The sequence below is a fragment of the Acetobacter sp. genome (genome assembly GCF_022483985.1).
Lineage (GTDB): Bacteria > Pseudomonadota > Alphaproteobacteria > Acetobacterales > Acetobacteraceae > Acetobacter.
The window spans coordinates 1,216,562-1,240,510 of sequence record NZ_JAKVME010000001.1 but is presented as its reverse complement, the minus strand read 5'-3'; the positions used below and the strand labels follow the sequence as shown (position 1 = coordinate 1,240,510).

Sequence of the window (23,949 nt, the reverse complement as noted above, 5' to 3'; positions counted from 1 at the left end):
CTTCAGCCTTCCTTGATGAAGCGCGCCGCGAAGAAGCCGTCCATTCCGCCGAGGTCCGGCCAGAGACCGGGATGGGTACGCACCCATCCCTCAGGCGTCAGGGCCTCGGGAAGATCCTGCATTTCCTCCGGCCTGATCGGGTCGGCCCTGAGACCGAACTGACCGGCAATTTTGCGGGCCTGATCCGGCCCTTCTTCCTGCTGAAGCGAGCAGACGGCGTAAACGAGACGCCCGCCCGGTTTCAGCATCTGCGCCGCAGCAGCAAGAAGACCTGTCTGCGCTTCAATCAGGGTGGCGAGGTCGCGAGGACGTTTGATCCACAGGGAATCCGGGTGACGACGCGCCGTGCCGGTGGCGGAGCAGGGAGCGTCCAGCAGAATGGCGTCAAGCGGCGCGTCCGGCTGCCACGCTGCCGCATCGGCACACACTGTTTTGACCGTATCGAGCTTCAGGCGGGTAAGGTTTTCCTTCAGCCGCTCCAGACGGGTGGGATCACGCTCCAGCGCCGTTACCTGAGCGCCGGTGCAGGCGAGTTGCGCCGTCTTGCCGCCGGGAGCCGCGCAGAGATCGGCCACATGCTCACCCGCCTTTGCCGCCAGAAGACGGGCGGGGAGAGCCGCGGCGGCGTCCTGAACCCAGAATGTGCCTTCCTCGAAACCGGGTAGCTCGGGAACGCGGGTTCCAGCCGGAAAGCGCACCGATCCTGTGGGAAGGACAATTCCTTCTTCCATTGGAGGAGCATCAGATTTCAGGGTCAGGTCGAGCGGGGCTTCCTGCTCCAGTCCACGGGCGATTTTGCGGGCGACACCCGGGCCGAGATATTTCCACGACGACCACATCCAACCGGGAATGTTCAGCCGTTCCTGATCAAGGCCTTCCAGAAGCGTCGCGCCCTGTGCGGCGACCTTTCGCAGGACGGCGTTGGCCAGTCCGGCGAATGGCGCGAGATCGCGGCGACGCAGCAGATTGACCGTGGTGCCGACAGCCGCATGAGGCGGCGTTTCAAGGAACAGAAGCTGACAGGCGCCGATGAGCAGCGCCACGCGGACCGGCTCGGGCGGCTGCTTGCGGAGGAACGGTTCCAGCACGGTGGACAACGTTCCCAGATGACGAAGCGTCGCGGCACCCAGACGGTGCGCGGCCGCACGGTCGCGCGGCTCGGCCTCGCGTGCTTCCTGTGAACGGCCGAGCGTCGTTTCCAGCATGCGGCGGTTTTCGATCACGCCCCGCACGATGTCGTACGCAATTTCCCGTGTCGGATCAGGAACAACCGGCGCGGCTGGCGTGCGTGATCGGCGTGCCCTGACCTGACCTGTTTTGGCAGGGTCGGTTTTTTTCGATCCGTTGCGGGAGCGGGGCTGCGAAGTATTTGACGGAATGTTCATTGTTCCCGGTGTGAATATCGGCTGGCGAGGACATCGCACGTCAGGCTGGTCGGTGCCAGTGGGTTTTTAGCCGCCGACAGGTTTTTAGCAGTACGTTTTCAGTGAGCGCATTTCTTAATTCATATCATGCCGAATGTTTGAAAGGACATGGCCGGACCGCCCATGGAGACTCTCATCGTCGATCCTGTCCCGCTGCGACAGACACTTTCTCTTTCCACCGGGATCACCATTTTTCTCCCTGCCACCAGCCCGCTCTGCGGGGGCATGGCTCTCAGGGTTTACCCTGATGAACAGCCCCGGCTTCTTGTGCCCAATCCGTTCGGGACCGGTGTGATGGTGGCCGGGATCGACGGGCGGGACATTCTCGGGTTTACACTGACGGCGTTTGACCGGGTTCTCATCCGTCATCTGGTCTCTTTCCAGACCCTGACGCCACAGGATGTCAGGGAGCGGTTTCTTGATACCGCGGCCAAAGGATTCGCGGGACGGGAGACGCAGAAACTCGCCCGCATCGCGACCAACGGGCGGACTGTCCGGCGGGCAGCCATTCATCGAAGCGTGTCTGAACTGCTGGCCGGCATCGCGGTGCATCCCGGCCTGTCTGCCTATCTGGAAAATATTTTTTTCCATCTGGGATTTTCTCCAGCCTGCATACGGGCGGGAAAAGGGGATATGGCGCTCAATGAACGCGTTCCGCCCCGTCTGGCGATTGTCCGGAATGCGCTGAGAGGGCTCGCACCCTGCCTCAATTCTCTGGAGGGGAACGCTCTCGTCACGGCGCGGGTGATCATGGTGGCGACGGAAGCCCTGCGACGCATTGAGGCGCTTTATGTGGCGCACGCGGGACTCCTCAACGATCCGGCGCGTCTTGCGCATTTCAACGTCTCATACGAGGGAGCGATCCGGGAAATCGCCACTCTGGACGGCTGGGTGCGCTTCGCCCTGCTGCTCGAAGAGATTCCCCGCGCACCCTGCGCTGTTCACATGCTCGCCGATCTGGCGTCGCTGGCGCAGATTCTCTCGCATAGCAACCATGCGTCGGCAGCGCGTTCGCCTCTGGCCAGTGTGGGGAGGCCGTCGTTCACGTCATGGCCGCCCGAGGTCGATCGCGCCCTTTATATCGAAGAGCGCAACGAGAGACTGATTCACATGAGTCTCTTTTACGATATCAAGGAGAACTGAGCATGACGCTTCCTGTTCTGCCCAATATCAGACGTGAGCCGTTTTCTGCCGAAGGGCCGGTCGCGACCTCCTTTACACTGCTGTTTCGTCCGTTGTGGCCGGTCATTGTTCCAGCGACGGAATGGATGAGGTCGAGCGAGCTTTCTGCTCGGTCCATACCGGATACATTGCTGGAACCTCTACGCATCTGGATCATGGACTGCTACCCGCAGGGAACTCTGGTCGAGAAGCTCATTGAACTCGGCGATGGGCTGCATCTGCCGGAGAGAGATCCTCTGGATGAAAAGGAATGGGCGGACCCGCTCTGGCGCGCTTCGCAGATGCTGTGGGTTCGTGCCGCCGAGGTTCTTTCGCGTCCAATTCCTCCTGCCGTGCTGGAGGAGATGTCGGAGGTTTCGGGGCTCAGGACAACCAGCATTGAAACCCTTCTTCCCGCAATCCAGCTTGTCTTCGCGGGGGCGCGACACTTCTTTCAGTCCAGAAAAGCCGTAGTGCCGGTGGTTCCGGACAGGGACGATCTCGCCCTGCTTCTGAAAGAGGCGGCGGGAAGGGGGATAACGGCCTGGTGTTTCGCTCTGACGCTGCTCATGACGTCCAGAAACGAGATTGATATCATTCTGCCGACAGCGCGTGCGGTGGCGCATGTTCAGCCCGACGCCAGACTGTGGCTGGAACTCTGCGATCACGCCATCACGGGTGTTTACGAGCTGTTTACTGTGCGCTGCGATCGGATCAGCCGGGAGGTCACCCGCATCAGACCTGCCGAAAGAGCGGAACGTCGGGTTCTTCTCTGGCTGGAGGCAAATGAGCAGGCGACGATGCATGCCCTCATCCGTTTTGCCGGACGGTGCTCGGTTTACGGAGCGGTGGCGGCTGAATTGATGGAGGCCGTAGCCAAAGCGGCAAAAGCGCAGTTCTCCCTGCTTGTGGAGGAGGATCGGCTGATTGCATGGCCGGTTACAGCATGGCCTGACTCCCTGATGATTTCTTTCGAGACGGGCAACCGCCGTTTCCGCCAGCTTGTGTCGCTCGGCGCCAGCTTTTCGCGTTTTGCGGATTATCGCGGCGGGATAGAGCAGTTGGTAGCCCATTATATGGACGAGCGGATAACCGGTCTGGGGGTCGCTGAAAAAATACATGCGTGTGAAATGTTAGAGGCGTCCTCCAGCCCGTCATCCCTGCTGACGGACTATCTCCAGCTTCTGCCATCGCCAGCACGAGGCAGGATTTTCGTACGCAGGGATGTGTCTCTCACCATGCCGTGGTCTGCTTCTGCCCGCTGAACCGATGCGCGCGGAACGACGGGTGGGTGCGTCGTCAGCCTGAATACGCTACGGAAGGAGCGCCTTTGGCAGCCTGAAGATTTTTCTGCGAGCGACATATCTTATGCCCCTTTCCGGAGACCGACTGTATGCGCGTTGTCTTCGTAGGGCGGTGGGAAGCGTCGCGGCGCTGTTTTTGAGCGGATTCTTGTGGCCTCCAGTCACCAGTGCGAGTGAACCGGTCTCCGGCAAACCGCCCGAGCGGGTGATTTCCCTCAATCTCTGTACAGATCAGTTGCTCCTGCTGCTGGCCGATCCTTCGACCATTGTCGGATTGTCCCAACTGGCGTCTGACTGCGCGAATGCCCCACTGTGCGACATGGCGCGTCATTATCCGGCAATTCGGACAAATGCGGAAACCATCCTGTCGCTGAAACCCGATCTTGTCGTTACAGGCACATCGACATTGCCTGTAACCCTGCTGGCCGCAAAATCCGTCGGCACACGTCTGGAAATGTTCGGCCCTGCTGATTCGCTGGCGGATATTCCAGCTTCCATTCGCAGGATGGCGAAGCTGCTGGGTGTTCCGGAACGAGGCGAGATTCTGGTGAAGGCTTTCGATGAGAGGCTGGCGCACCTCTCATCACCGTTATTCCCGGATGCGCCGGAAGCCGTGATTTACGCAGCCAATGGCTTTGTCACCGGCGCGAATTCATTGCCGGATGATGTGCTGCGTCATGCAGGGTTCAGGAATCTCTCGACGGATACGGGCAGGAAATGGATGCAGGCGATGTCGCTCGAAAAACTGATTTCCGCCCAGCCCGATCTGCTGGTTCTTGACCGTTCGGGGCCGGGCACGTCGCAGGCTCAGGCGTTGCTGGATAATCGCGCGCTGGAACGCGCTTTTCACGGGACACGCCGTCTCAATGTTCCCACATCCCTCTGGTTGTGCGGTCTGCCACAAACCCTTGACGCACTCGAAGAACTCGCAAAGGCACGGAAAATGATACAGAGAGGCGGGAAATGACACGTCATCCTGATCGTATCCTGCTGATTACCCTGACATCGTTTCTGCTTCTGCTGTTTGGACTGGCGGTTGCGTATGGTGAGACGTCATTATCTTTTCTGCCAGCCTTGAAAGATCTTCTGGCGGGGCGTGACACGGTCGGAGCCGTCATTCTCGGGCAACTCAGACTGCCGCGTGCCCTGCTCGCCGTCATGATCGGCGGCTCACTCGGGCTTTCCGGGGCGGTGTTGCAGGGCTATCTGCGTAATCCTCTCGCCGATCCCGGATTGCTCGGTGTTTCCAGCGGCGCGGCCTTGGGGGCGGTGCTGGTGTTTTATACCGGTCTGGCAGGGGTTTGCACTGTCGCCCTGCCGCTTGGCGGGTTGATCGGCGCTCTGTTGGCGGTTGTGCTGCTGCTCGGGCTGGCCGGGCAGGGAGGTGTGGTCAGCCTGCTGCTGGCAGGGGCTGCGCTGACAAGTTTCTTCGCCGCCATGACGGCTCTGACGCTCAATCTCGTGCCGAGCCCCTATGCTTCCTTTGAAATCATGCACTGGTTGATGGGATCTCTGGCGGACCGCACCATGCTACAGGTCTGGCTCTGCCTGCCGGGTATTGTTCTGGGCTCGCTTCTGATGATCATGAGCAGGCGTGTGCTGGATGCTCTGACCCTTGGCGATGAGGTGGCGGAAAGCCTCGGTTTTACTCTGCGCGGCGTCTGGGGAACGCAGAACCGTATTGTTCTTGGCGCAGCGCTGGCCATTGGCTCCGGCGTCGCCGTGGCGGGCGCTATCGGATTTATTGGTCTGGTCGTGCCGCATCTGCTCCGGCCTCTGACGGGCCACCGTCCCGGCAGACTGCTGCTGCCTTCCTTTCTTGGGGGGGGCATTCTGCTTCTTCTGGCGGATATCTGCGCGCGGCTCATCCCGACAAACACTGAACTGCATGTCGGCGTGCTGACGGCCCTGACTGGAGCGCCTCTGTTCTTCTGGCGGGTCAGCGTTCTGAGAAGAAACGGTTCATGAAGACACATCCTGAAACCCTTCGCGTGAATCAGGTGACATTACGTTATGGGAATATGGCTGTTCTCAGGGATATTTCCCTTTCTGTTCATGCTGGCGAAGTGCTTGGTCTGATAGGTCCTAATGGGGCTGGCAAAAGCTCATTGCTGCGTGTTCTTGCGGGATTGCAGCCACCCAATGAGGGGACTGCGCAGATGGAAGGCGTGAATCTCGCTGAAAAGGTGGCTTTGTGGAGAGCGCGCAGAATAGCGTTCCTGCCACAGGAGGCGGAGACGCTTCCTCCGATGGCTGTGCGGGAGCTTGTGTCTCTGGGACGTATTCCTTTTGGAAACGGGCGGTCTGATGAAGACCGGCTGGCTGTAGAGGAAGCGTTGCAGCAGACCCGGACACTGGAGTTTGCTCACCGGACCGTCACTTCTCTCTCGGGAGGAGAGCGTGCACGGGTTCTGCTTTCTCGGGCGCTGGCCGTCCGGGCGCCTGTTGTGCTGGCGGATGAGCCAATTGCGGCGCTTGATCCGGCCCATGCCCTGTCCGTGATGAACCTGTTTCGCGATTTGTCGCGTAAAGGCATGGCGGTTGTCGTGGTGCTTCACGATCTTGTTCTTGCTTCCCGATTCTGCGATCGCGTGGCGTTACTGAAAGACGGTAAGCTTGTTTCAATGGGGCTGCCTACTGATGTATTGACGGACAGTATGGTCTCCGACGTCTATGGTGTTACTGTGCAGCGCGTCTGTAATGCCGTGATTCCCTGGGATCTGGTTTGAGGTGTGTTCTTTTTATTTCGTGTAAGAAATGATTTATTAAGGGAAAAATCTATAAAATAAATGCATGTTAATGTTTTGTTGACGTTTGTTACTTTCTGATGCTCTTGTTCTACCCGAGCGCTCGAGATGTTTTAAATCGGAGAGAAAAATGCGTGAACTTAACGTAGCTGAAATGGCAGAGGTTTCGGGTGGATGTTTTCTGCTCGGCAGCATTGCTCTGGGCGTTCTGAGCAGCCTTGGGAACTGGGGCAGCAGCTGGGGTGGAAATAGTTGGGGTGGCAGCAGCTGTGGTTATGTCCCGGCTCCTCCGCCTCCTCCGTCAAACAATTGCGGTTGCAACACGCCTTCATTCTCGGGAGCCAATGGCGGCTGGATCGGCGGTTCGTTCAATGATGTCCTGAACAGCATCATCCGCAATTCCTGATTCCTGCTTTCCTGTCACTCCCTGAAAACAGTTCCGTTTTCAGGGAGTGATGGTTGGCAAGAAAAAAGGGTTGCCCGGCTTGTCCGGACAACCCTTTTCTGTTGATCTTTAAATGTCCGTTCTGAAACAGGATCAGGCGTAAGTATCCAGATTGTCATTATTGGAGGCAGTTGAGCTGCGCGGCGTTCCCTCGGTCGTCTGGGAAACGATGCTACCGTTTGAATCGGTAACTGTGATCGTGATGGTTCCATCACTGTTGAGAGTCTGCGACGTGGTGTCGGTCGAGGAAGTCGACGATGATGAAGAACTGGAGCTGGAACTCGTATCCGACGATGATGATGTATTGAAAAGGCTCGCTACTGATGAGCCGCCGATGGAAGAGATTGAAGAGGACATGGATTGAACTCCCTATATGGAAACAATCGCATTTTCAGGTGGAATCAATTAACGGATAGTAAAACTCAGTGTAACGAAGGGAAACTCAGGCTAAGATAGAGTAACCTGTTACATTATAAAAATATATACTTGGTGTTATCTGTTTTCTGAATTTATCGGCCTCGGTGTTTCCACGCAATAAAAATGTAATATGATCTGGATGCCACCGTGGATTAAGAAAGTACTGAAAAGATTGAGCCTTGCACTATTGGGTGAGGCATCGTGCCTGTTGGCTGCGCAGGCGAGAAAGTGCAGCGAAATCACTGGACACGAAAATCCGCACGCTGACCAGTGTCAGTGTCGGCCCGCGCATCTTTCAGGGCAAGGCCGGAAAACAGTAAAATCTCCCGGACTCAATCCGGGAGATTTTTTGTTGTAGTCTAAAGGCTTGTGCGAACAGCTTTCCTTACGCTGTCTGAAGCTGTTTCTGCACAAGCGTAATCAGGGCAGGCACCACGGACGTATCCGCCAGTGATGACAGGTCGCCCAGACTGTCCGTCTCATTGGAAGCAATCTTGCGCAGCAGACGACGGACAATCTTGCCTGAGCGTGTCTTGGGAAGTTCAGGAACCAGATAAACCTTCTCCGGCGCGGCATAACGTCCCACGCGTTCGCTGATCACCTTGCTCAGATGTGCCTCGGAAGGCAGCGTCTTGGTGTTACGCGCTACGACAAACACGACAATGCCCTGGCCCTTCAGGTCATGATTGATGCCGACTGCCGCAGCCTCCGCCACGGAGTGGTCAGTCGCGACGGCATCCTCGATCTCGGCGGTGCCGATACGGTGGCCTGAGACATTGATCACATCATCCATGCGGCCGGTGATCATGAGATTGCCGTCAGCATCCCGGCGAGCGCCGTCACCTGAAAAATAGCGACCTTTGCTGAAGGTGAAATAGGTTTCCCGAAACCGCTTGTGATCTCCCCATATCGAACGGGTCTGGCCGGGCCAGGATTCATCAAAGCAGAGGCAGCCTTCCGCTTCCGTGTTCTCGATGATTTCACCTTTCTCATTGGTGAGAGACGGAAAAATCCCCGGAATACCGGTCGTCGCCCATCCGGGTTTCAACGGCTGGGCGCCCGCGATGGCGCTCAGCATCGGCCCGGCTGTTTCAGTCTGCCACCACATGTCGATGACCGGGCACTTCTTCTGTCCGATCACTTCATAATACCACAGCCATGCGTCCGGGCTGATCGGTTCGCCCGCCGAAGCCAGCCTGCGGAGGGAGGCAAGGGAGTACTGGCGGGGCAGTTCGTCGCCATCTCGCATCAGCGCACGAATGGCGGTAGGCGCCGTGAAGAAACTCGACACGTTGAACTGATCGATAATATCCCACCAGCGCCCGGCCTGCGGCCAGCCCATCAGGCCTTCGAACAGCAGGGTCGTGGTGCCGTTGGCCAGCGGTCCGTACACCACGAAAGTATGACCCGTGATCCATGCGACATCGGCCGTGCACCAGTGCGTTGTACCCCGTTCGGCCGGGAAGGTGACATCAACGGTATAGGCGGCCCAGACGAGGTATCCGCCCGTTGTATGCACAATCGCCTTGGGTTTGCCGGTGCTGCCGGACGTGTAAAGCAGGAAGAACACATCTTCCGCGTTCATGATTTCCGGTTCGCAGATATCGGACTGACCCGACACGAGTTTTCCGTAATCATGGTCACGTCCCGCAGTCATGGGAGCGCTGGTATCGCTTACATTCACGACGATGACGTTTTTCACGCTGCCGATGGAGCCAGTGTGCCGAAGGGCTGCGTCAATGACTTCCTTGTGCGGGATGGTTTTCGCGCCACGTTTGGCCGCATCACAGGTAATGACCGCGACCGCGCCGCTGTCGATCAGACGCTCACCAATGCCTTCGGGCGAGAAACCGCCGAACAGCACGACATGAACCGCGCCGATACGGGCACAGGCCAGCATGCACGCCACGACTTCGACCGTCATGGGGAGATGAATCGCCACGCGATCACCACGCTTGATTCCAAGGCTCTTCAGGGCATTGGCGACACGACAGACTTCCGCATGCAGTTCACGGAAAGTGAGCTGACGCGACACACCCGGGTCATTGCCCTGCCAGATCAGGGCTGTCTGATCTCCGCGTTCCTTCAGATGCCGGTCGAGACAGTTGACCGAGACGTTGAGTTTGCCGTCCTCATACCACCGGATGGACACATCGTCCTCGAACGTCGAACGGTTCCCGACAGTCGGAAAACGCTCCCAGTCAAGGCGTCGCGCCTGATCCAGCCAGAATGTTTCAGGATCGGCCTGTACCTGTTCGCGCATTGCCGTGATCTGCAACGCCTTGTCAGTATCAACGCTTTCAATATCCCAAATGACTGTATCGGTCTGGGGTGTGGACACCTGTCTTCTCCTGAATGGAAACGGGCGATGTAAAATCGCCCGGGTGGTGTAACCTCTATTGAGTCTGCTTCTTTCAATACCGCTTGTGGCAGATTGAAAGAAGACGGATTTCCTGTGGTCAGGCCGCTATGGTCGGCAGCACGGTCTCGACAATGCTGCGATCAAGCGCCTCGTAATCATGATAGCGGAGGGTGCGATACAGCTCCTCCCGCGTCTGCATACGGGGCAGCATGGCCTCGGTGCTGCCGTCGCGGGCGATGGTGGCATACAGATCGGCCTGAGCCTTGTTGGCGGCACGCAGTGAACTGACCGGCCAGATGATCATGCTATAGCCCATCTCTTCGAACTCTTTCGCCGTGTAGAACGGCGTGCGCCCGAATTCGGTCATGTTGGCCAGCAGTTTCACGCCCGGCATCCGCTTCGCAAACTCACGGAACATTTCGGCGTTGACCAGCGCTTCCGGAAAGATCGCGTCCGCCCCGGCTTCGATATACTTCTTCGCACGGGCGACCGCGCCGTCGATGCCTTCGCTGGCAGCGGCATCCGTTCGGGCCACAATGACCAGATCGCGACGGGCGCGGCGGGCGGCGCTGACCTTCATGGCCATGTCGTCCGCGCTGGCGAGCTTCTTGTCGTTCAGGTGCCCGCACTTCTTCGGCAGAAGCTGATCCTCCAGATGCAGGGCGCCCGCACCGGAATCCTCGAACGCGCGAACCATGTTCATCACATTGAGGGTTTCGCCATATCCCGTGTCACCATCGACAAGAAGCGGCAGACCTGAGGAGCGCACGATCTGGCGGATGAAGAACTCCACCTGATCAATGGTGATGATGCCAAGATCCGGCAGCCCCATGCTGGCCGTCATGGCCGCGCCCGAGAGATAGAGAGCCTGAAAGCCCGCATCCTTCGCCTGAAGAGCCGCCTGACCGTTATGAGCGCCCGGCAGTTGAAGGATGCCGGGAGCATCAAGGAGTTTACGGAACCGGCACCCTGCTGATTCTGAAGAGGCTTCCGCGCCGACCAGATAGGTCATGCTGCTTTCTCCTGTATGCTGCGATTATGGATATGAACGAAAGCCCGATCTTCCGGTCCGACATACTCGGCGGAAGGACGGATGATCTTGCCGTTCTCGCGCTGTTCGATCACATGCGCGCTCCATCCTGCCGAGCGGGCGATGACGAAAATAGGTGTGAACATCGCGGTCGGGATGCGCATCATGTTGTAGGAAACGGCGCTGAACCAGTCGAGGTTGGGGAACATCTTCTTGGTGTCCGCCATGACTGTTTCGAGTCGTTCCGCCACATTGTAGAGCCGCATCGAGCCGTTCTTGCGGGACAGGGCGTACGCCGTGCGCTTGATGATCTCGTTGCGTGGATCGGCGATTGTGTAAACCGGGTGCCCGAAACCGATCACGACCTCGCGGTTCTCCACGCGCCTGCGGATGTCGGCTTCCGCCTCGTCCGGCGTCTGGTAACGCTGCTGGATTTCGAGCGCCACTTCGTTCGCGCCGCCATGTTTCGGACCACGCAGGGCGCCGATCCCGCCACACAGTGCGGAATACAGGTCCGACCCCGTACCCGCGATCACGCGGCAGGTGAACGTCGAAGCGTTGAACTCATGCTCGGCGTAGAGAATGAGCGAGACATGCATGGCCTTCACCCACTCCGCAGGCGGCTCCTTGCCGTGCAGGAGGTGGAGGAAATGACCGCCCACCGTGTCGTCATCCGTCTCGACTTCGATCCGGCGTCCGTTGGTGGCGTAGTGATACCAGTAGAGCAGGATCGAGCCGAGAGAGGCAACGCAGCGATCCGCAATCTCCCGTGCTCCGACGGGGTTCTGGTCACGTCGCTCGGGCAGCACGCAGCCCAGCGCGGACAGACCCGTCCGCATCACATCCATCGGGTGCGTGGCGGCGGGAACCTGCTCCAGAACGCGCTTCACCTGTTCGGGAAGACCACGCATGGAGCGCAGGCTTTCCTTGTATTCGGCCAGTTCCGAAGGGTCGGGGAGGTGGCCGTGAATGAGCAGGTGCGCGACCTCCTCATATTCACAGTTCTCAGCCAGATCCTTGATGTCGTAGCCGCGATAGTGCAGGTCGTTGCCGCTATGGCCGACCGTGCACAGAGCGGTTGTCCCCGCAGTGACGCCTGACAGCGCAACCGACTTTTTCGGGCGTTTTTCATGAGAGGTTTGCGTCATGTCCTGCGTCTCCTCTTTCTTGTTCTGTCGTCTGCTGCGGACGGCTTCATCGGACTGAAGCCGTCCTTGCTGTGTCGCTGTGCGTTAATCGCTGTGCCTTACTGGCCGAAGCCGAAGATGCCGACTTTCGGATTCTTCTTGAGTTCGCCACCCGGGAGCGTGATTTCCAGTTCGTAAAGCTCCTTCGCGGACAGTTCCGGCAGGCGCTGCGCGACTTCAAGGAACCGTTCGGCTTCCTGCGGCGTGATGATGCCATCCGTCAGCGTGCGGAACTTTTTGATGTAGTCCGGACGTGTCCACGGGGTGGCGCCGAGCGGGTGAGCATTGGCGACAGCCAGTTCGTCGGAGATGACGGAACCATCATTCATCGTGATGGTGATGCGACCGCCGAAAGCCTTCACGTTCGGATCGATGGAGTGGTAGCGCTCCGTCCATTCCGGACGCTCGATCGTGTGAATCTTCTGCCACAGACGCACCGTGTCGGCGCGGTTGGCGCGTTCCGGCGAGTAGGAGCGGACATGGTGCCATGAGCCGTCCTGCAACGCGACCGCGACGATATACATGATCGAATGATCAAGCGTTTCGCGCGAGGCTTTCGGATCGAACTTCTGCGGATCGTTCGAGCCTGTGCCGATCACGTAATGCGTGTGATGGCTGGTCTCGATCAGGACGTCCTTCACGTCGTCCCAGTTCTTCACCTGCTTGCCCAGCTTGAAGGCAAGGTCGATCAGGGCCTGACTCTGATACTCGGCGGAGTGTTCTTTCGTGTAGCTGTCGAGGATCGCCCGCTTGGCTTCACCCGCCTCAGGCAGACGCACCACGTAATGCGCGTCCTTGCCGTCCAGCATCCAGGCGATCACGCCGTCCTCACCTTCATAGATCGGGCTTGGCGAGGTCTCGCCGAGCATGGCGCGATCGACGGCTTCGACCGCCATCTTGCCCGCGTGGGACGGTGCGTAGGCTTTCCACGAGGAAATCTCGCCCTTGCGGCTCTGACGTGTGGCGGTGGTCACATGCAGCGCGTGCTGGACGGACTGATAGATCGTCTCGGTCGGCAGGCCGAGCAGGGTGCCGATGCCAGCCGACACGGACGGGCCGACATGCGCCACATGGTCGATCTTGTGCTTGTGCAGGCAGATGCCGCGCACGAGATCGATCTGGATTTCATAACCCGTTGCGATACCGCGAACCAGATCGCGGCCCGAGCGCTGGCACTGCTGCGCCACGGCGAGGATGCCGGGGATATTGTCGCCCGGATGCGAATATTCGGCAGCGAGAAACGTGTCGTGGAAGTCCAGTTCACGCACTGCGGTACCGTTGGCCCATGCGGCCCACTCGGCGTGGACGCGCACGTCGGGTCCACAACCGAAGACGGTCGCGCCACCCGGACGCTGATGCGCCAGAGCCTCGGCGCGGGCGCTCATCACGGAGTGACGGTTGACTGAAGCGATGGCGACCGACGCGTTATCAATCACACGGTTGATGATCATCTCGGTGACGGGGGCTTCGATCTCCACCGGGTCGGACGCCACTTCGGCGATATGCCATGCGAGCTGCTTTTCGCGGGGCAGGCGGTCTTTCTCGGGGTGAACCTTGATATCGTAGGTTTGCATGTCAGCCTCATTCACGGAAACTGGGGCGAGTATGGCTTGTGTGAGAATTTCAGCTATGGTGAACGAAGCGAATTGAAGCGATAAAAAGAGGTCTTTTTTGCAAAGGGTGCGAATTTGGCGGAACGTCACAGCAAGATCTTCGCGGGATCACGTATTCGAGAGTTGCGCGGGAGAATAAGAAAAACACAGCAGGATCTGGCGAAAGAGCTTGGCCTGTCCCCGAGCTACCTCAATCAGATTGAAAACGACCAGAGACCAATTCCGTCGCCTCTGATGTTAAAACTTTGCAACCTGTTCGATGTGTCTCCCGCCTATTTTGGCGACAGTGACGAAATCAGGCAGATTCAGGCTCTGAGAGAAATTCTTGGCGACCCGCTATTCAAGTCCGCTTCCCTGCGACCAACGGAACTCCAAGGCGCGGTAAGGGCAGCGCCAGCGTTAGCTGACCGGTTTGTGACGCTGTATCGCGCCTATCGGACCATTGTCCGCGAACGGAACGGCAGCGAAAATCCGCTTCAGAATAAACCATTTGCAGGGCGAGACCTGTCCGGCTCTCAACTGGACACCTCCGGCACGCCTGTCATGGCGGAGCCGGTCACAACAGTTTCACCGTACGAGGCGGTGGGAGACTGGGTCCAGCGCGAGCGTAATTATTTTGACGAAATAGACCGGGCTGCTGAAGACCTTTACGAGACACTCGATTTCTCGGAAGGTCTGCTGGCTGCCAACCTGGAGCGCTATCTCCGTGACCATCATGGCGTAAAAACCCTGACGGACAGCAGTCTGGACAGTCGATCGGTCATCTGGCGTTTCGACAAACGCGGGCGTCGTCTGCTCATGGCGGATGGTGTGCCGTCGGAAAGCAGTGTGTTCTGCATGGCGCAGGTCGTAGGGCGTCTTGGGTATGGACGTCTGCTTGACCGGGCAGTGAAACGCTCGGGCCTGACATCTCCGGACGCTCGTGATCTGGCGCATGTGGGGATGAGCAACTATTTCGCCGGTGCGCTGCTGCTGCCCTATACGCGGTTCCGGCAGTCCGCCCGTACGAAATCACATGATCTCGACCAGCTTCAGCGTCAATTCGGGGTGAGTTTCGAGCAGGTCTGTCATCGTCTCTCAACGCTTCAGAGACCCGGTCATGAAGGATTGCCGTTCTACTTCATCAAGACGGATATCGCTGGAAATATCCTGAAGAGTTACAGTGCGACCCGTTTCAATCTGCCGCGTTTCGGTGGTCTGTGCTCTCTGTGGAACGTCTTTCGCGCCTTTGCGACACCGGGAGAGCTACAGGTTCAGGTCTCGCGCACGACGGATGATGCGGTGTTCCTGAATGTCGCCCGCACGGTCGGCCATGCGGGCACATCCTACTTCGATCGTCCACGACGGGTGGCAATTGTTCTGGGATGCTCGGTCTCGCACGCTTCGGAACTGGTTTACGCCGCTGGTCTCGATCTGTCGGATGAGCGCACGATCATTCCTATCGGCCCGGGATGTCGGGCCTGTATCCGCACGGATTGCCGTCATCGGGCCATCCCGGCGGCTGGTTTTCAGATTGATGCCGGAGGTGAGGAGAGAGGCGTCGTTCCCTACCACATGGTGGCGCAGAGCGGCGAGTGAGGCGGCATTCCAGATTTCCGTAATGTCGGACGCGATCGCACGGGCGATCCGAGAGAGTTTTTAACGCTTTGCGGAATGGGAAGAACGTCGCTTTCTTATCAGAATCCGCACGGCGCCACGGTTGGCTTCATGCGTGTGCGTGACAGCCAGAATCATGCGCCCGAGATCGTCCCGGCCGAGCCAGAAAGGCAGTTCGCGCCGCAGCACGCCTCCCTCGGGCCCGGAGCCGAGACCGGTCACGATCTCAACGCATCGGACGTCCTGCCTGTAGGCTGAAAAGAGGAATTCGTGCAGCCGCATGAAGGCCGCCTGCGCCGTCATGCCGTGCAGGTCAAGCTTTCGCTCAACCGGCGTGTGTCCCTTCGAAAGTCTTTTCCAGCTTCCGGTGTCCAGACCTGCCTGTCGGTTCCCGATCTGGGCTGGAGGATTGGCTGACTTTTTTCTGGCCGCTTTTCCACGCAGATGGTTTGCGACCGCGAGTTCTCCGGCTGTCATGAAGGCTGCGGATCGTATGTGACTCTGAATGAGGGGGGCGGCAGGAGCTTCCAAAGCTGATCCGCTCACGGCAGGGTCGATTGTCGGCGCACGCTCCGCATTGCGGCGGGCGGATATCGCCTGATCCGGGGTGGAGGTCCGGGGCTTTGCGGGAAGGCTGGATGAGCGTCCGTTGAGGGCGAGCGGTTTCACACTGCGGACGAAGGACGTCCATAGTGTCTGCTCCTCTTCGCTGATCCCCCGTTTCCGGCGCACCCATTGCTCCTCTTTCTGTGCGGGAACACCGCTTCGCACAAGCATCACCTGCCGGGAGGACAACTGCAAGCTGTAAGCGCTACAAACACTTACCGGACTGATTATATTCGGTCTTTCACGCATTTCGGATCATGCAGCAAAAATATCATCCCCGTCAGGCAGACAGCCCCTTATGCTGGACCGCACAATGTGCGATGCCTCGGGGTATCAACGGCACAACGAAAGGGCTGCCCCCATGAGTGAAGACGAAATCAACCTTGAAGACGAAGTCGTTGTAGGCTTTCTGATCCAGCGCGAAGCCGAGAACGGCGATCTCTCCTTCTGGCACCCCGAGACGAAGTGGACCGACGACCCCAACGAAGCCATGCTTTACGAAGACGAGGACGTTGCGGAAGACACGGCTGACAAGCTTCAGGCCGAAGACGAGAGCACTGAAATTACCGTCGCCGTTGTCATCGAAGATGACGAGGAAGACGATGAGGACGAAGAAGAAGCCTGATCGGATTTTTTTGAAGCAGGGCCGCTCTGTGGCTCTGCTTTTTTTATGATCTGCGTTTGATGGGCACGCCTGTTCTTGTAATGCTGCGTTTGGACCGTGATTTTTAAACGGTCTTTGGAAGCCATCTCGTCATACCGAGGTAACGCGCTGACGAGTGGCTGTTTCTACAGAATAATGATCCCGAGCGCGTGGCCCGACTTTTTCCGGTGCGGGTCACCAGCAGGTTTTTAAACAAAAAACCTTCGGAAAGCTGCTTTCCGAAGGTCCGTAGATATTCGTGGTGAAGTGGATCAGTAACCCCGAGGACCGCCCCCCATTCCGGGGCCGCCACCCCAGCCGCCGCCTCCCATGCCGGGACCACCGCCACCGGGTCTGCCCCAACTACCACCGCCATGATGGTGATGTCGTCCGCCTCCCGGAGGGGGGCCGTAGCACGCCGAGAGTGAGGCGGTCATGGTGAGTGCAAGGCAGAGAAGAATAAGCCGTCGCATGGCAGGCTCCTGAACAACGGAAGGTAACAGACCGAACCGGTCATATCGTAATCGGGGCAGATATCCTGAAGATGATCTCACACAATGAGGATGCTTCCCCTTTCAATCGTACGCAAGCTGGTGGCTTGAACACTGTCGCAATATCCTCCCCAAAGAGGGCGATATTGCGACTTGCATAAGCTATCCGGAAAAAACCGCCAGACTGGGTATCAGATCATGGTGTTGCCTTGACCTGCTCCAGCGGCACTCCTTTGTATTTTCCAGTCAGGGTCTTCAGGAAAGCCGTAATATCCAATACGTCCTGATCGGAGATCTTCGCATTCGGCGTCTGATAGTACGCCATCTTGCGGACGGCGTCTTCCAGCGTCTTCACGCTGCCGTCGTGGAACCACGGGCCAGTCAGGGCGACGTTGCGCAGCGTCGGCACAAGGAAGCGGGACTTGTCCAGCGCGTCGTGTGTCACGTCTTCCCGACCGCTGTCTGCTGCCGTGAAAGCGTCCCCTCTGTCTGCGAAGTAGTCATGTTCCAGCCCCATGACCTCCATGGCGCCACCGCCCATGCCGGGACCGCTATGGCACCCGGAACAACCGATACTTTTGAAGAGAGCGTAGCCGTGCTTTTCCTGATCCGTCAGAGCGGTTTCATCTCCTTTCAGATACAGGTCAAACTTGCTGTCCGGTGTGATGAGTGTTTTCTCGTATTCTGCAATCGCGTCGGTGATGGTGTCCTTGCCGATCGGCCTGTCAGGATAGAGGCTTGCGAACTGCGCGCCATAATCAGGGTCGTTCATGATTTTGGCAGTGACGTCCTTCCAGTCGTGCGACCCCATTTCCACAGGATTCATGACCGGACCGGCGGCCTGCTCGGCCAGCGTCGCGGCGCGGCCGTTCCAGAACTGCACGATGTTGTAGACAGAGTTGTAGACGGTCGGGACATTGATCGGACCTTTCTGGCCCGCGATGCCCGTCGCAGTCACAAGATTGTCCACACCACCCTTGTCCAGCCCGTGACAGCTTGCACAGTTCAGGGTGTTATCGCCTGACAGACGCTTGTCGAAAAACAGCTTCTCGCCCAGTGCGACCTTCTCGGCGTTCACGGGCCAGCTCTCGGGAATAGGCTGGACCGGGTCTGCCGCGAACTTCGCCGCCACACCGTCACCTGCGTAATGCGCCCGGCGTTCCGCGTCGATCCATGTCAGAACGGCCTTGCGCTGATCTTCGTTCAGGTGGGCGTGCCAGTGAAGCAGCAGATACAGCGACGGCGGCATCCGGTTCTGTGTGATGACTTCCTCAATACGGGAGAGTTGCTCCTCGGTGGGAGCTTCGCCCTTCTGGAAAGCCGCGATCACCGGTTCCATGCGGAAATGCCGTAGTCCCTGATCCAGATCATGCTGCATCAGCGTGCTGGCGACGGGGAGGCTGAAATAGAAGGGCAGGTTTGCGCCTTTCGTGTGACAGTAATCACACCGGGCTTCACGCAGCACATCGAAGGCGGCCTTTGCGACCGGATTTTTCAGTGTTGGTGACCCTGCGGAGAGGGTTGGTCCCCCCTGATGATCGAAGTGCTGGATATAGGCGACGGTTCCGCCATAGGCTACCAGCCCGGCACCGATCAGTCCTGCGACGATACGTTTCACAATTCTCTCCAGAATTAAATGTCTGTAACCCGTATGTGCAGGATACGGCTGCATCCTGTCAAAACGATTATATTCGTTTAAATCATCGTCAAAATCGATCAATGATCGAGATCAATCGGCGGACTGATCTTTCAGCCTCTGGCGGGCGATTGCCACATAGGCAGGATCAATCTCGATCCCGATGCCGTGCGCCTGTAGACGGGCGGCGGCCAGCAGCGTCGTTCCCGTACCCATGAAAGGATCGAGAACAACCGGGGCAGGCTGACCATGCAGCCGGATACAGAGTTCGGGCAGCGCGATTGGAAAAGTGCCCGGGTGATTGAATTTCTGCTGTCTGTCACGCACGGTTTCATAGGGCACAAACCATGTATCGCCCCGGCAGCGGCGATCCTGGGCATGGCCCCGGCGGGCGATATTGCTCTTGTCCTTGAAGGGCACACCGGCATCGAGCCGTTTCAGCGGCACGTCACCGCTCAGCGTCAGGTGAAACAGATGCTCGTGGTTGCGGTTGAGGTAGCGTCCGCTGTTGACCGGTTTGAAGTGGCCGAACGATGTCTCGCCGACCGCGATCGATTTGACCCATGAGATGTGATTCTGGAGCACAAAAAGTTCACGCAGACGTACCGCCAGTTCGAACGGAAGCCACGGCTCGGAGGAAGTCCCTGCGATATTGAGGAAAAACGACCCTTCCGGAGTCATGACGCGCCGGACGGCGGCGGCCACATCCATCATCCAGTCGAGGTAATCGTCTTCGCTGCGGCGGTCCCTGTAGGACAGGTACCCCAGACCGATATTGTAGGGAGGAGAGGTGATGACGACATCAACCGTTTCCGCCTTCATCCGCTTCAGAACGCGAAGGCAGTCTCCCTGAACGATCTCTTGCTGACCAATGCGATACCGGCGGGTGCGGGAAGGCGGAGAGGCTTTTTCAGCCTCCGTCCTGTCCGGGGAGACGCCGTCAGTCTTGCGCGTCACGCACTCCGGGCCGCCGCCAGACGCCAGCTTGAGCCGGCGACACCGAGAAGTTTCTCGAATGTCCAGAGGTCGGAGAATTCGGTCACGGCATCCGTGCCGGTGACAGGCTTGCCATCCTTGTCCGCTACAAGGCTGATCTGGTCGGAGACGATACGCACATCAATGGAGGCTGCCGTTCCGGCGGGACCGTCGTTGAGACGGACATCCTCTATTGCCAGACTGTCGATTCCGCGAATTTCGCTTTTCTGGGTTTCCTCGGCCTGTTCACGTGCGGTGAGGGCGGATTCAAAAGTGGTATAGGCATCCGGTGTCAGGCGCTCTTTCAGCACATTACGGTTGCCAGTAGCATAGGCCTCGACGACCTGACGGAAAGCGCCCTCGACGCCTGTCATGAACTGCTGGGGAACAAAGCCTGCTTCCTTCTGGGCGACCTGACCGAGAACGGCGCCGACCCGGGTGTTGGGGCCCGGGATATCGAGGCGCGTGGCCGGGGTAGGCTCTGCCTTGCCGTCGATAACGGGTCCTGCGGGAGCCTGCTGGGCCGGAGGCGGCATGGGTGCGATCTGGAAGCCGACTTTCTTGCCGAGAACGCTGCGCAGGCGCAGAGCAAGGAAGGCTGCAATCAGCGCGAAAATTACAATATCGACCGGAAAATGGCCGAGAGAGCCGTCCATCAGCAATGTCACCCAACATGGATGCCGGCGCGGTTGTCGCCCGGCAAAAGGAATCAGTCCTTAGAATAAGGGCCGCTCCCCCGCCATGCAATGACCCCGCTCATATTTGCTCTGATAACGCGGCATTCATGCCCGGATGGCAGGCTGCTGTTTCTGCACTGTCCGCCATTGCGAACAGGGGCGCGTTGCCCCTATCTGGGAAGCCATGATCGTTCTTCGCCATTGCCAGTCCGAGTTCAACCGGCTTTTCACCGCGACCCGCAAGGACCCCGGTATTGCCGACCCGCCTCTCTCCACACTGGGGGAGAAACAGGCGCAGGAGCTTGTTCAGGCGCTGGTGGGCGAGGGAATCAGGCATATCATCGTCTCTCCTTATACGAGGGCTCTTCAGACTGCGGAGCCAATCGCCCGTGCGCTGAACATCACCCCCACGATCAGTCCGCTGATCCGGGAGCGGGCCGCTTTTTCCTGCGACATCGGCAGTCCCGCCGCCGCGCTGGCGCTGAACTGGCCGGGCCTCGATTTTTCGGGTCTGGATGAGATGTGGTGGAGCGCTGCCATCGAGTCTCCGGAAGCTGTCGAGGAACGGGCCGAGCTGTTCCGGGCCGAGATGGCGGCGTCGCCGTTGTGGCGGGATACGCTCGTGGTCTCGCACTGGGCTTTTTTACTGGCGTTTACACGGAGCAGTGTCGAGAACGGCTCATGGTTCAGACTTGATCCCACTGTGCCGCCAGAGACTCTTTGATCGGCGGTGGTTGGCGAACAGGGTTCGTCATGCTACCGCCGGGCACTACACACGGGCGAATTCGTCCGAAGATGAAGGAACAGGGACTATCATGTCTGACACCACCAATCAGGGCGTTCCGCCAGCTCTGCCTCTCGCCGTCAACCTTCAGTACACGAAGGACCTGTCCTTCGAAGTGCCGCATGGTCCTGAAATCTTCACGGCTCTGACAGCGGCTCCCCAGATTTCCGTCAATATCGACGTGCAGGCCAATCGTCTTCAGAACGATCAGCCGCATTTTGAAGTCGCTCTGACGATCAAGGCTGAAGCAGACGAAGCACCGGCTTCCGAAGGCGGTGCGGTTGGTCGCAAGGTGTTCGTCGCCGAGCTGACCTATGCTGCCGTCGTCACGCTGAACAACCCGCCTGCCGAGCTGGTCGAGCCGTTGCTGCTGGTTGAAGTGCCCCGCCTGATCTTCCCGTTCGCCCGCAACATTCTGAGCGACGTCACGCGTGATGGTGGTTTCCCGCCGGTTGTGTTGCAGCCGATCGACTTCGTTGCCCTGTGGCAGGCCCGCCGCGCCGAGGCTTCACAGACGGTCGGCCACGCCTGATTGTCCTGCCCGCAGGGAACGGAGGGCTCCTTCAGCCGTTTCCTGCGGTAGATGTTTGATACGACAGACCAGAGGAAGCAGACCGCATGGCCCATCTTTCACCCCGCAACCGGTTTCAGGCTGTTCATGTGGGTCTGATGGCAACGGTGCTTGCGTTCTCTTCCTTCGGCCTCTCGGGATGCGCGGAGCATCCCGACGCACCTTCGGCTGCCCGTTCCGGTCGTATTCCTCCCCAGACATTCCCGCCGGGCACTGTCACGGAAACACCGCCGCCGGAGGGACAGGCATTGGTGAATGATCCTTCCGCTCCGGCAAATACACCGCTTTGCGGAACCTCCGCACGCGAGGCTAACGCCATGGGACAGGCGGTTTATCCTCAGCCGCTGACCAATGGCGGGGCCTGCACGCAGAACGCCTGCTTCGACCCTGCGACCCAGACCTATATCGCCTCCGATAACAGCAGGCGCGTCTGCCGCTGAGGGCCTGTCCGTGTGACGGACTCCGGATTGACTGAAAGCACGGATGTCTGCGGGCTTCTGAAACAGGATGTTTCAGTAAGGATCAGATTCGGGCAGAATTATTATTGTGTATTTTATATTACAGGCGCAGCAGTTTTCAGAACTGTGCTCCCTGCATGACGTGGGTGATGGCTGTTTGATGCGTTCGGCATAACTGACAGATTTTTGCGGAGGTCGATGCGGGCTTTGCCCGTAACTGCAAGGGATCACAGGTCTCTGGGCCCCAGTTTGCTGTAAACAGAAAGGTTTCCAAGCGTGTCGTCACGCAAACCTTCCCGGCAGAAAAGATCACGCGGAAAAACCGCTGGTATTATCTCCTGCGGCAAAATGGGCGACTGCCTGCCCTTATGGAGTAGCAGCAGCCTCAGATGGTGCTGAGTCATAGCTCCGTTCCTTGAAGACAAGCGGGATGTTACCGAAGTCGGAGTTGTCCGGGTGGGCTTCTCCGTGAAGCCACATGAGACAAGGGCAGCAGGCATTCTCCGTTATCCTGTCTGCCAGAGCGTTTAAAGTTGCTCGATAGACAATGAGTGAGAGCGGCATCCGTGATCCATTCTCAACGGACGCCGCTCTAATGACGGATCAGGATATAGTTCACCGTCACGTCCAGATCGAAATGATCACCTGTAATTCCCGGGGGTATGGGCGGGAGCTGGGCATTGCGGAACATGCCTGTCGTGGCGGCGTCGAGGAGATAGGAACCGGACTGGCTTGTCAGACGCACAAAGCGGACATGCCCTGAACGATCCAGCACGACATGCACGGAAGATGGTCCTTCCTCGCCGTTCTGAGCGGCTTCTTCCGGGTAATACATGTGCCGCCTGATCCAGCGATCGACTTCCTCGCTGTAATCATCACTGACACCGCGCACGGTGCTACGGGTGGCGAATGGCGTGTTCAGCTTGCCGTTCTGCACCAGTGGTCCGAGAGACAGGTCGATCGGACCACCCGAGCCGCCTGTACGGCCGTGGCGGTGCGGACGGGGCGGGGCGGAGGACTGGTCCAGTGACAGATCGGTCAGGGAGTCAAAGGGAGACGGCGCACGTTGACGGGTCGGCGTCTGTCTGGAGGTCTGTTTACGGGGAGTGGAGTGCTTCGTCGTCTGACGGCTTGCTTTCCCGGCCTTGTTGGAAGTCGGGTTGACCGGTGCGTTCTCATTGACCGGTTTGGGATAGCTTTCGTCTGACGGGGCTTCCGGTATCGGTGGAGCCGCTGGTGTTTCGGATGTGGGACGGTCCGTGCCTTCAGCCGCTTCAGACTGTTCGGGCTGGGTCTCGCTGCTTTGTGAGGATTTTGTCGCTGACGTTCCGCCGGCCTGCTGGTCCGAATGCTCGCCTTTCAGGCCGCTTTCTGCTGGCGGTGTAACAAACATCATGTCCACTGTGCCGGTTTCTGTCGCGTTCGGGTTGCCGCGCGGGGCGTGATACAGGGACATGTAAATGGCGAAGGCCAGCAGAAGCGCATGGAGAAGCGCGGAAAACAGCAGAATGAACAGCAGATCCGGGTCCGCGAAAACCTGTCTGGGCGAAAGTGGGGTTTTGGCGGATTTGAGGTTCCGGTAAGCGTCTGTTTTAGCGATGAATGCCGGGCGCAGGCCGTTCCGACCCGCTGCATCGGTTTCGGCTTCCATGGCGCGGTGTCTGGTTGTGGAAGTATCCCGCTGTTTCCCGGTGCCGACGAGCAAGGGCTCTTTCTTCGTTCCGGGCGTAGCTGAAGACCGTGGCGACGCCGTCATGGAGGTGAACATGTCTCCGGAAGAAGAAAACAGAAATGCAGCTATTCAGGGACTGTTACCGCACAT

The 23,949-nt window shown here is 58.7% G+C and carries 23 protein-coding genes; 12 read left to right on the top strand and 11 right to left on the bottom strand.

All coding sequences use genetic code 11. The features are described 5' to 3' along the window. Positions 1-2: 2 nt before the first annotated feature. Positions 3-1,385: an RsmB/NOP family class I SAM-dependent RNA methyltransferase gene (locus LKE90_RS05490; protein ID WP_291492895.1), complete on the bottom strand. Its 1,383-nt coding sequence runs from the start codon at positions 1,383-1,385 to the stop codon at positions 3-5. Positions 1,386-1,547: 162 nt separating this feature from the next. Here LKE90_RS05490 and LKE90_RS05485 point away from each other — a divergent pair, with 162 nt between their 5' ends. The 7 genes from LKE90_RS05485 to LKE90_RS05455 all read left to right on the top strand — a co-directional run bounded on the left by LKE90_RS05485 (position 1,548) and on the right by LKE90_RS05455 (position 7,445). Next, the gene (locus tag LKE90_RS05485) at positions 1,548-2,567 is read left to right on the top strand and encodes a hypothetical protein (protein WP_291492893.1); all 1,020 of its coding nucleotides are present in this window, start codon (positions 1,548-1,550) and stop codon (positions 2,565-2,567) included. Between the two features lie 2 nt (positions 2,568-2,569). Further along, positions 2,570-3,850 (top strand): hypothetical protein, encoded by a 1,281-nt coding sequence (locus tag LKE90_RS05480; protein WP_291492892.1) that lies wholly within the window; start codon positions 2,570-2,572, stop codon positions 3,848-3,850. A 175-nt stretch (positions 3,851-4,025) separates the two neighbouring features. Beyond that, positions 4,026-4,856, top strand: a complete 831-nt coding sequence (locus tag LKE90_RS05475; RefSeq protein WP_291492890.1) for an ABC transporter substrate-binding protein — start codon at positions 4,026-4,028, stop codon at positions 4,854-4,856. Beyond that, on the top strand, positions 4,853-5,857 hold the full coding sequence (locus LKE90_RS05470) for a FecCD family ABC transporter permease (RefSeq protein ID WP_291492888.1): 1,005 nt from the start codon (positions 4,853-4,855) through the stop codon (positions 5,855-5,857). The genes LKE90_RS05475 and LKE90_RS05470 overlap by 4 nt, the downstream gene beginning before the upstream one ends. Further along, positions 5,854-6,618, top strand: coding sequence for an ABC transporter ATP-binding protein (locus tag LKE90_RS05465; RefSeq protein ID WP_291492886.1), 765 nt, complete (start codon positions 5,854-5,856; stop codon positions 6,616-6,618). Before LKE90_RS05470 ends, LKE90_RS05465 begins: the two co-directional genes overlap by 4 nt. A 148-nt stretch (positions 6,619-6,766) precedes the next feature. After that, the gene (locus LKE90_RS05460) at positions 6,767-7,042 is read left to right on the top strand and encodes a hypothetical protein (protein ID WP_291492884.1); all 276 of its coding nucleotides are present in this window, start codon (positions 6,767-6,769) and stop codon (positions 7,040-7,042) included. 160 nt (positions 7,043-7,202) lie between these two features. Further along, a complete protein-coding gene (locus tag LKE90_RS05455) occupies positions 7,203-7,445 on the top strand; it encodes a hypothetical protein (protein ID WP_291492882.1) in 243 nt (80 codons plus the stop codon). Positions 7,446-7,883: 438 nt separating this feature from the next. On the opposite strand, the gene acs is transcribed toward LKE90_RS05455, so the two are convergent. From acs to LKE90_RS05435, 4 genes are all read right to left on the bottom strand, one after another. Then, positions 7,884-9,839: an acetate--CoA ligase gene (gene acs / locus LKE90_RS05450; protein WP_291492881.1), complete on the bottom strand. Its 1,956-nt coding sequence runs from the start codon at positions 9,837-9,839 to the stop codon at positions 7,884-7,886. Positions 9,840-9,957: 118 nt separating this feature from the next. Next, positions 9,958-10,872, bottom strand: a complete 915-nt coding sequence (gene prpB, locus LKE90_RS05445) for a methylisocitrate lyase (RefSeq protein WP_291492880.1) — start codon at positions 10,870-10,872, stop codon at positions 9,958-9,960. Next, entirely contained in the window at positions 10,869-12,038 is a 1,170-nt protein-coding gene (gene prpC, locus LKE90_RS05440; protein WP_291492879.1) for a bifunctional 2-methylcitrate synthase/citrate synthase, read from the bottom strand. Before prpC ends, prpB begins: the two co-directional genes overlap by 4 nt. Before the next feature lie 98 nt (positions 12,039-12,136). Beyond that, positions 12,137-13,651: an MmgE/PrpD family protein gene (locus tag LKE90_RS05435; RefSeq protein ID WP_291492877.1), complete on the bottom strand. Its 1,515-nt coding sequence runs from the start codon at positions 13,649-13,651 to the stop codon at positions 12,137-12,139. A 114-nt stretch (positions 13,652-13,765) separates the two neighbouring features. Here LKE90_RS05435 and LKE90_RS05430 point away from each other — a divergent pair, with 114 nt between their 5' ends. Next, positions 13,766-15,268, top strand: coding sequence for a helix-turn-helix domain-containing protein (locus tag LKE90_RS05430; protein WP_291492876.1), 1,503 nt, complete (start codon positions 13,766-13,768; stop codon positions 15,266-15,268). Positions 15,269-15,328: 60 nt separating this feature from the next. On the opposite strand, the gene LKE90_RS05425 is transcribed toward LKE90_RS05430, so the two are convergent. Next, on the bottom strand, positions 15,329-16,018 hold the full coding sequence (locus LKE90_RS05425; protein ID WP_291501002.1) for a Smr/MutS family protein: 690 nt from the start codon (positions 16,016-16,018) through the stop codon (positions 15,329-15,331). A gap of 235 nt (positions 16,019-16,253) precedes the next feature. Here LKE90_RS05425 and LKE90_RS05420 point away from each other — a divergent pair, with 235 nt between their 5' ends. Next, on the top strand, positions 16,254-16,517 hold the full coding sequence (locus LKE90_RS05420) for a hypothetical protein (RefSeq protein WP_291492872.1): 264 nt from the start codon (positions 16,254-16,256) through the stop codon (positions 16,515-16,517). 290 nt (positions 16,518-16,807) lie between these two features. Here the strand turns inward: LKE90_RS05420 and LKE90_RS05415 are convergent, their stop codons facing one another. The 4 genes from LKE90_RS05415 to LKE90_RS05400 form a co-directional block, all read right to left on the bottom strand. Further along, positions 16,808-17,008, bottom strand: coding sequence for a hypothetical protein (locus tag LKE90_RS05415; RefSeq protein ID WP_291492870.1), 201 nt, complete (start codon positions 17,006-17,008; stop codon positions 16,808-16,810). 214 nt (positions 17,009-17,222) lie between these two features. Continuing rightward, positions 17,223-18,644 (bottom strand): cytochrome-c peroxidase, encoded by a 1,422-nt coding sequence (locus tag LKE90_RS05410; RefSeq protein WP_291492868.1) that lies wholly within the window; start codon positions 18,642-18,644, stop codon positions 17,223-17,225. Between the two features lie 111 nt (positions 18,645-18,755). Further along, positions 18,756-19,484 (bottom strand): DNA-methyltransferase, encoded by a 729-nt coding sequence (locus LKE90_RS05405; RefSeq protein ID WP_407066084.1) that lies wholly within the window; start codon positions 19,482-19,484, stop codon positions 18,756-18,758. A gap of 131 nt (positions 19,485-19,615) precedes the next feature. Beyond that, positions 19,616-20,293, bottom strand: a complete 678-nt coding sequence (locus tag LKE90_RS05400) for a Tim44/TimA family putative adaptor protein (RefSeq protein ID WP_291492866.1) — start codon at positions 20,291-20,293, stop codon at positions 19,616-19,618. A gap of 205 nt (positions 20,294-20,498) precedes the next feature. Between LKE90_RS05400 and LKE90_RS05395 the strand changes: the two genes are divergently transcribed. From LKE90_RS05395 to LKE90_RS05385, 3 genes are all read left to right on the top strand, one after another. Then, positions 20,499-21,038 (top strand): histidine phosphatase family protein, encoded by a 540-nt coding sequence (locus tag LKE90_RS05395; RefSeq protein WP_291492864.1) that lies wholly within the window; start codon positions 20,499-20,501, stop codon positions 21,036-21,038. Between the two features lie 91 nt (positions 21,039-21,129). Then, positions 21,130-21,630: a protein-export chaperone SecB gene (secB, locus tag LKE90_RS05390; RefSeq protein WP_291492862.1), complete on the top strand. Its 501-nt coding sequence runs from the start codon at positions 21,130-21,132 to the stop codon at positions 21,628-21,630. A 137-nt stretch (positions 21,631-21,767) separates the two neighbouring features. Next, a complete protein-coding gene (locus LKE90_RS05385) occupies positions 21,768-22,109 on the top strand; it encodes a hypothetical protein (RefSeq protein WP_407066083.1) in 342 nt (113 codons plus the stop codon). A 610-nt stretch (positions 22,110-22,719) separates the two neighbouring features. On the opposite strand, the gene LKE90_RS05380 is transcribed toward LKE90_RS05385, so the two are convergent. Continuing rightward, positions 22,720-23,895: an energy transducer TonB gene (locus tag LKE90_RS05380; RefSeq protein ID WP_291501392.1), complete on the bottom strand. Its 1,176-nt coding sequence runs from the start codon at positions 23,893-23,895 to the stop codon at positions 22,720-22,722. Between the last annotated feature and the right edge of the window lie 54 nt (positions 23,896-23,949).

What these genes read in the sequence shown, in the direction of transcription:
- LKE90_RS05490 (WP_291492895.1), bottom strand. Translation starts at nt 1,385, where the DNA reads ATGAACATTCCGTCAAATACTTCGCAGCCCCGCTCCCGCAACGGATCG.
- LKE90_RS05485 (WP_291492893.1), top strand. Translation starts at nt 1,548, where the DNA reads ATGGAGACTCTCATCGTCGATCCTGTCCCGCTGCGACAGACACTTTCT.
- LKE90_RS05480 (WP_291492892.1), top strand. Translation starts at nt 2,570, where the DNA reads ATGACGCTTCCTGTTCTGCCCAATATCAGACGTGAGCCGTTTTCTGCC.
- LKE90_RS05470 (WP_291492888.1), top strand. Translation starts at nt 4,853, where the DNA reads ATGACACGTCATCCTGATCGTATCCTGCTGATTACCCTGACATCGTTT.
- LKE90_RS05465 (WP_291492886.1), top strand. Translation starts at nt 5,854, where the DNA reads ATGAAGACACATCCTGAAACCCTTCGCGTGAATCAGGTGACATTACGT.
- LKE90_RS05460 (WP_291492884.1), top strand. Translation starts at nt 6,767, where the DNA reads ATGCGTGAACTTAACGTAGCTGAAATGGCAGAGGTTTCGGGTGGATGT.
- prpB (WP_291492880.1), bottom strand. Translation starts at nt 10,872, where the DNA reads ATGACCTATCTGGTCGGCGCGGAAGCCTCTTCAGAATCAGCAGGGTGC.
- prpC (WP_291492879.1), bottom strand. Translation starts at nt 12,038, where the DNA reads ATGACGCAAACCTCTCATGAAAAACGCCCGAAAAAGTCGGTTGCGCTG.
- LKE90_RS05435 (WP_291492877.1), bottom strand. Translation starts at nt 13,651, where the DNA reads ATGCAAACCTACGATATCAAGGTTCACCCCGAGAAAGACCGCCTGCCC.
- LKE90_RS05420 (WP_291492872.1), top strand. Translation starts at nt 16,254, where the DNA reads ATGAGTGAAGACGAAATCAACCTTGAAGACGAAGTCGTTGTAGGCTTT.
- LKE90_RS05415 (WP_291492870.1), bottom strand. Translation starts at nt 17,008, where the DNA reads ATGCGACGGCTTATTCTTCTCTGCCTTGCACTCACCATGACCGCCTCA.
- LKE90_RS05405 (WP_407066084.1), bottom strand. Translation starts at nt 19,484, where the DNA reads ATGAAGGCGGAAACGGTTGATGTCGTCATCACCTCTCCTCCCTACAAT.
- LKE90_RS05400 (WP_291492866.1), bottom strand. Translation starts at nt 20,293, where the DNA reads ATGGACGGCTCTCTCGGCCATTTTCCGGTCGATATTGTAATTTTCGCG.
- LKE90_RS05395 (WP_291492864.1), top strand. Translation starts at nt 20,499, where the DNA reads ATGATCGTTCTTCGCCATTGCCAGTCCGAGTTCAACCGGCTTTTCACC.
- secB (WP_291492862.1), top strand. Translation starts at nt 21,130, where the DNA reads ATGTCTGACACCACCAATCAGGGCGTTCCGCCAGCTCTGCCTCTCGCC.
- LKE90_RS05385 (WP_407066083.1), top strand. Translation starts at nt 21,768, where the DNA reads ATGGCAACGGTGCTTGCGTTCTCTTCCTTCGGCCTCTCGGGATGCGCG.
- LKE90_RS05380 (WP_291501392.1), bottom strand. Translation starts at nt 23,895, where the DNA reads ATGTTCACCTCCATGACGGCGTCGCCACGGTCTTCAGCTACGCCCGGA.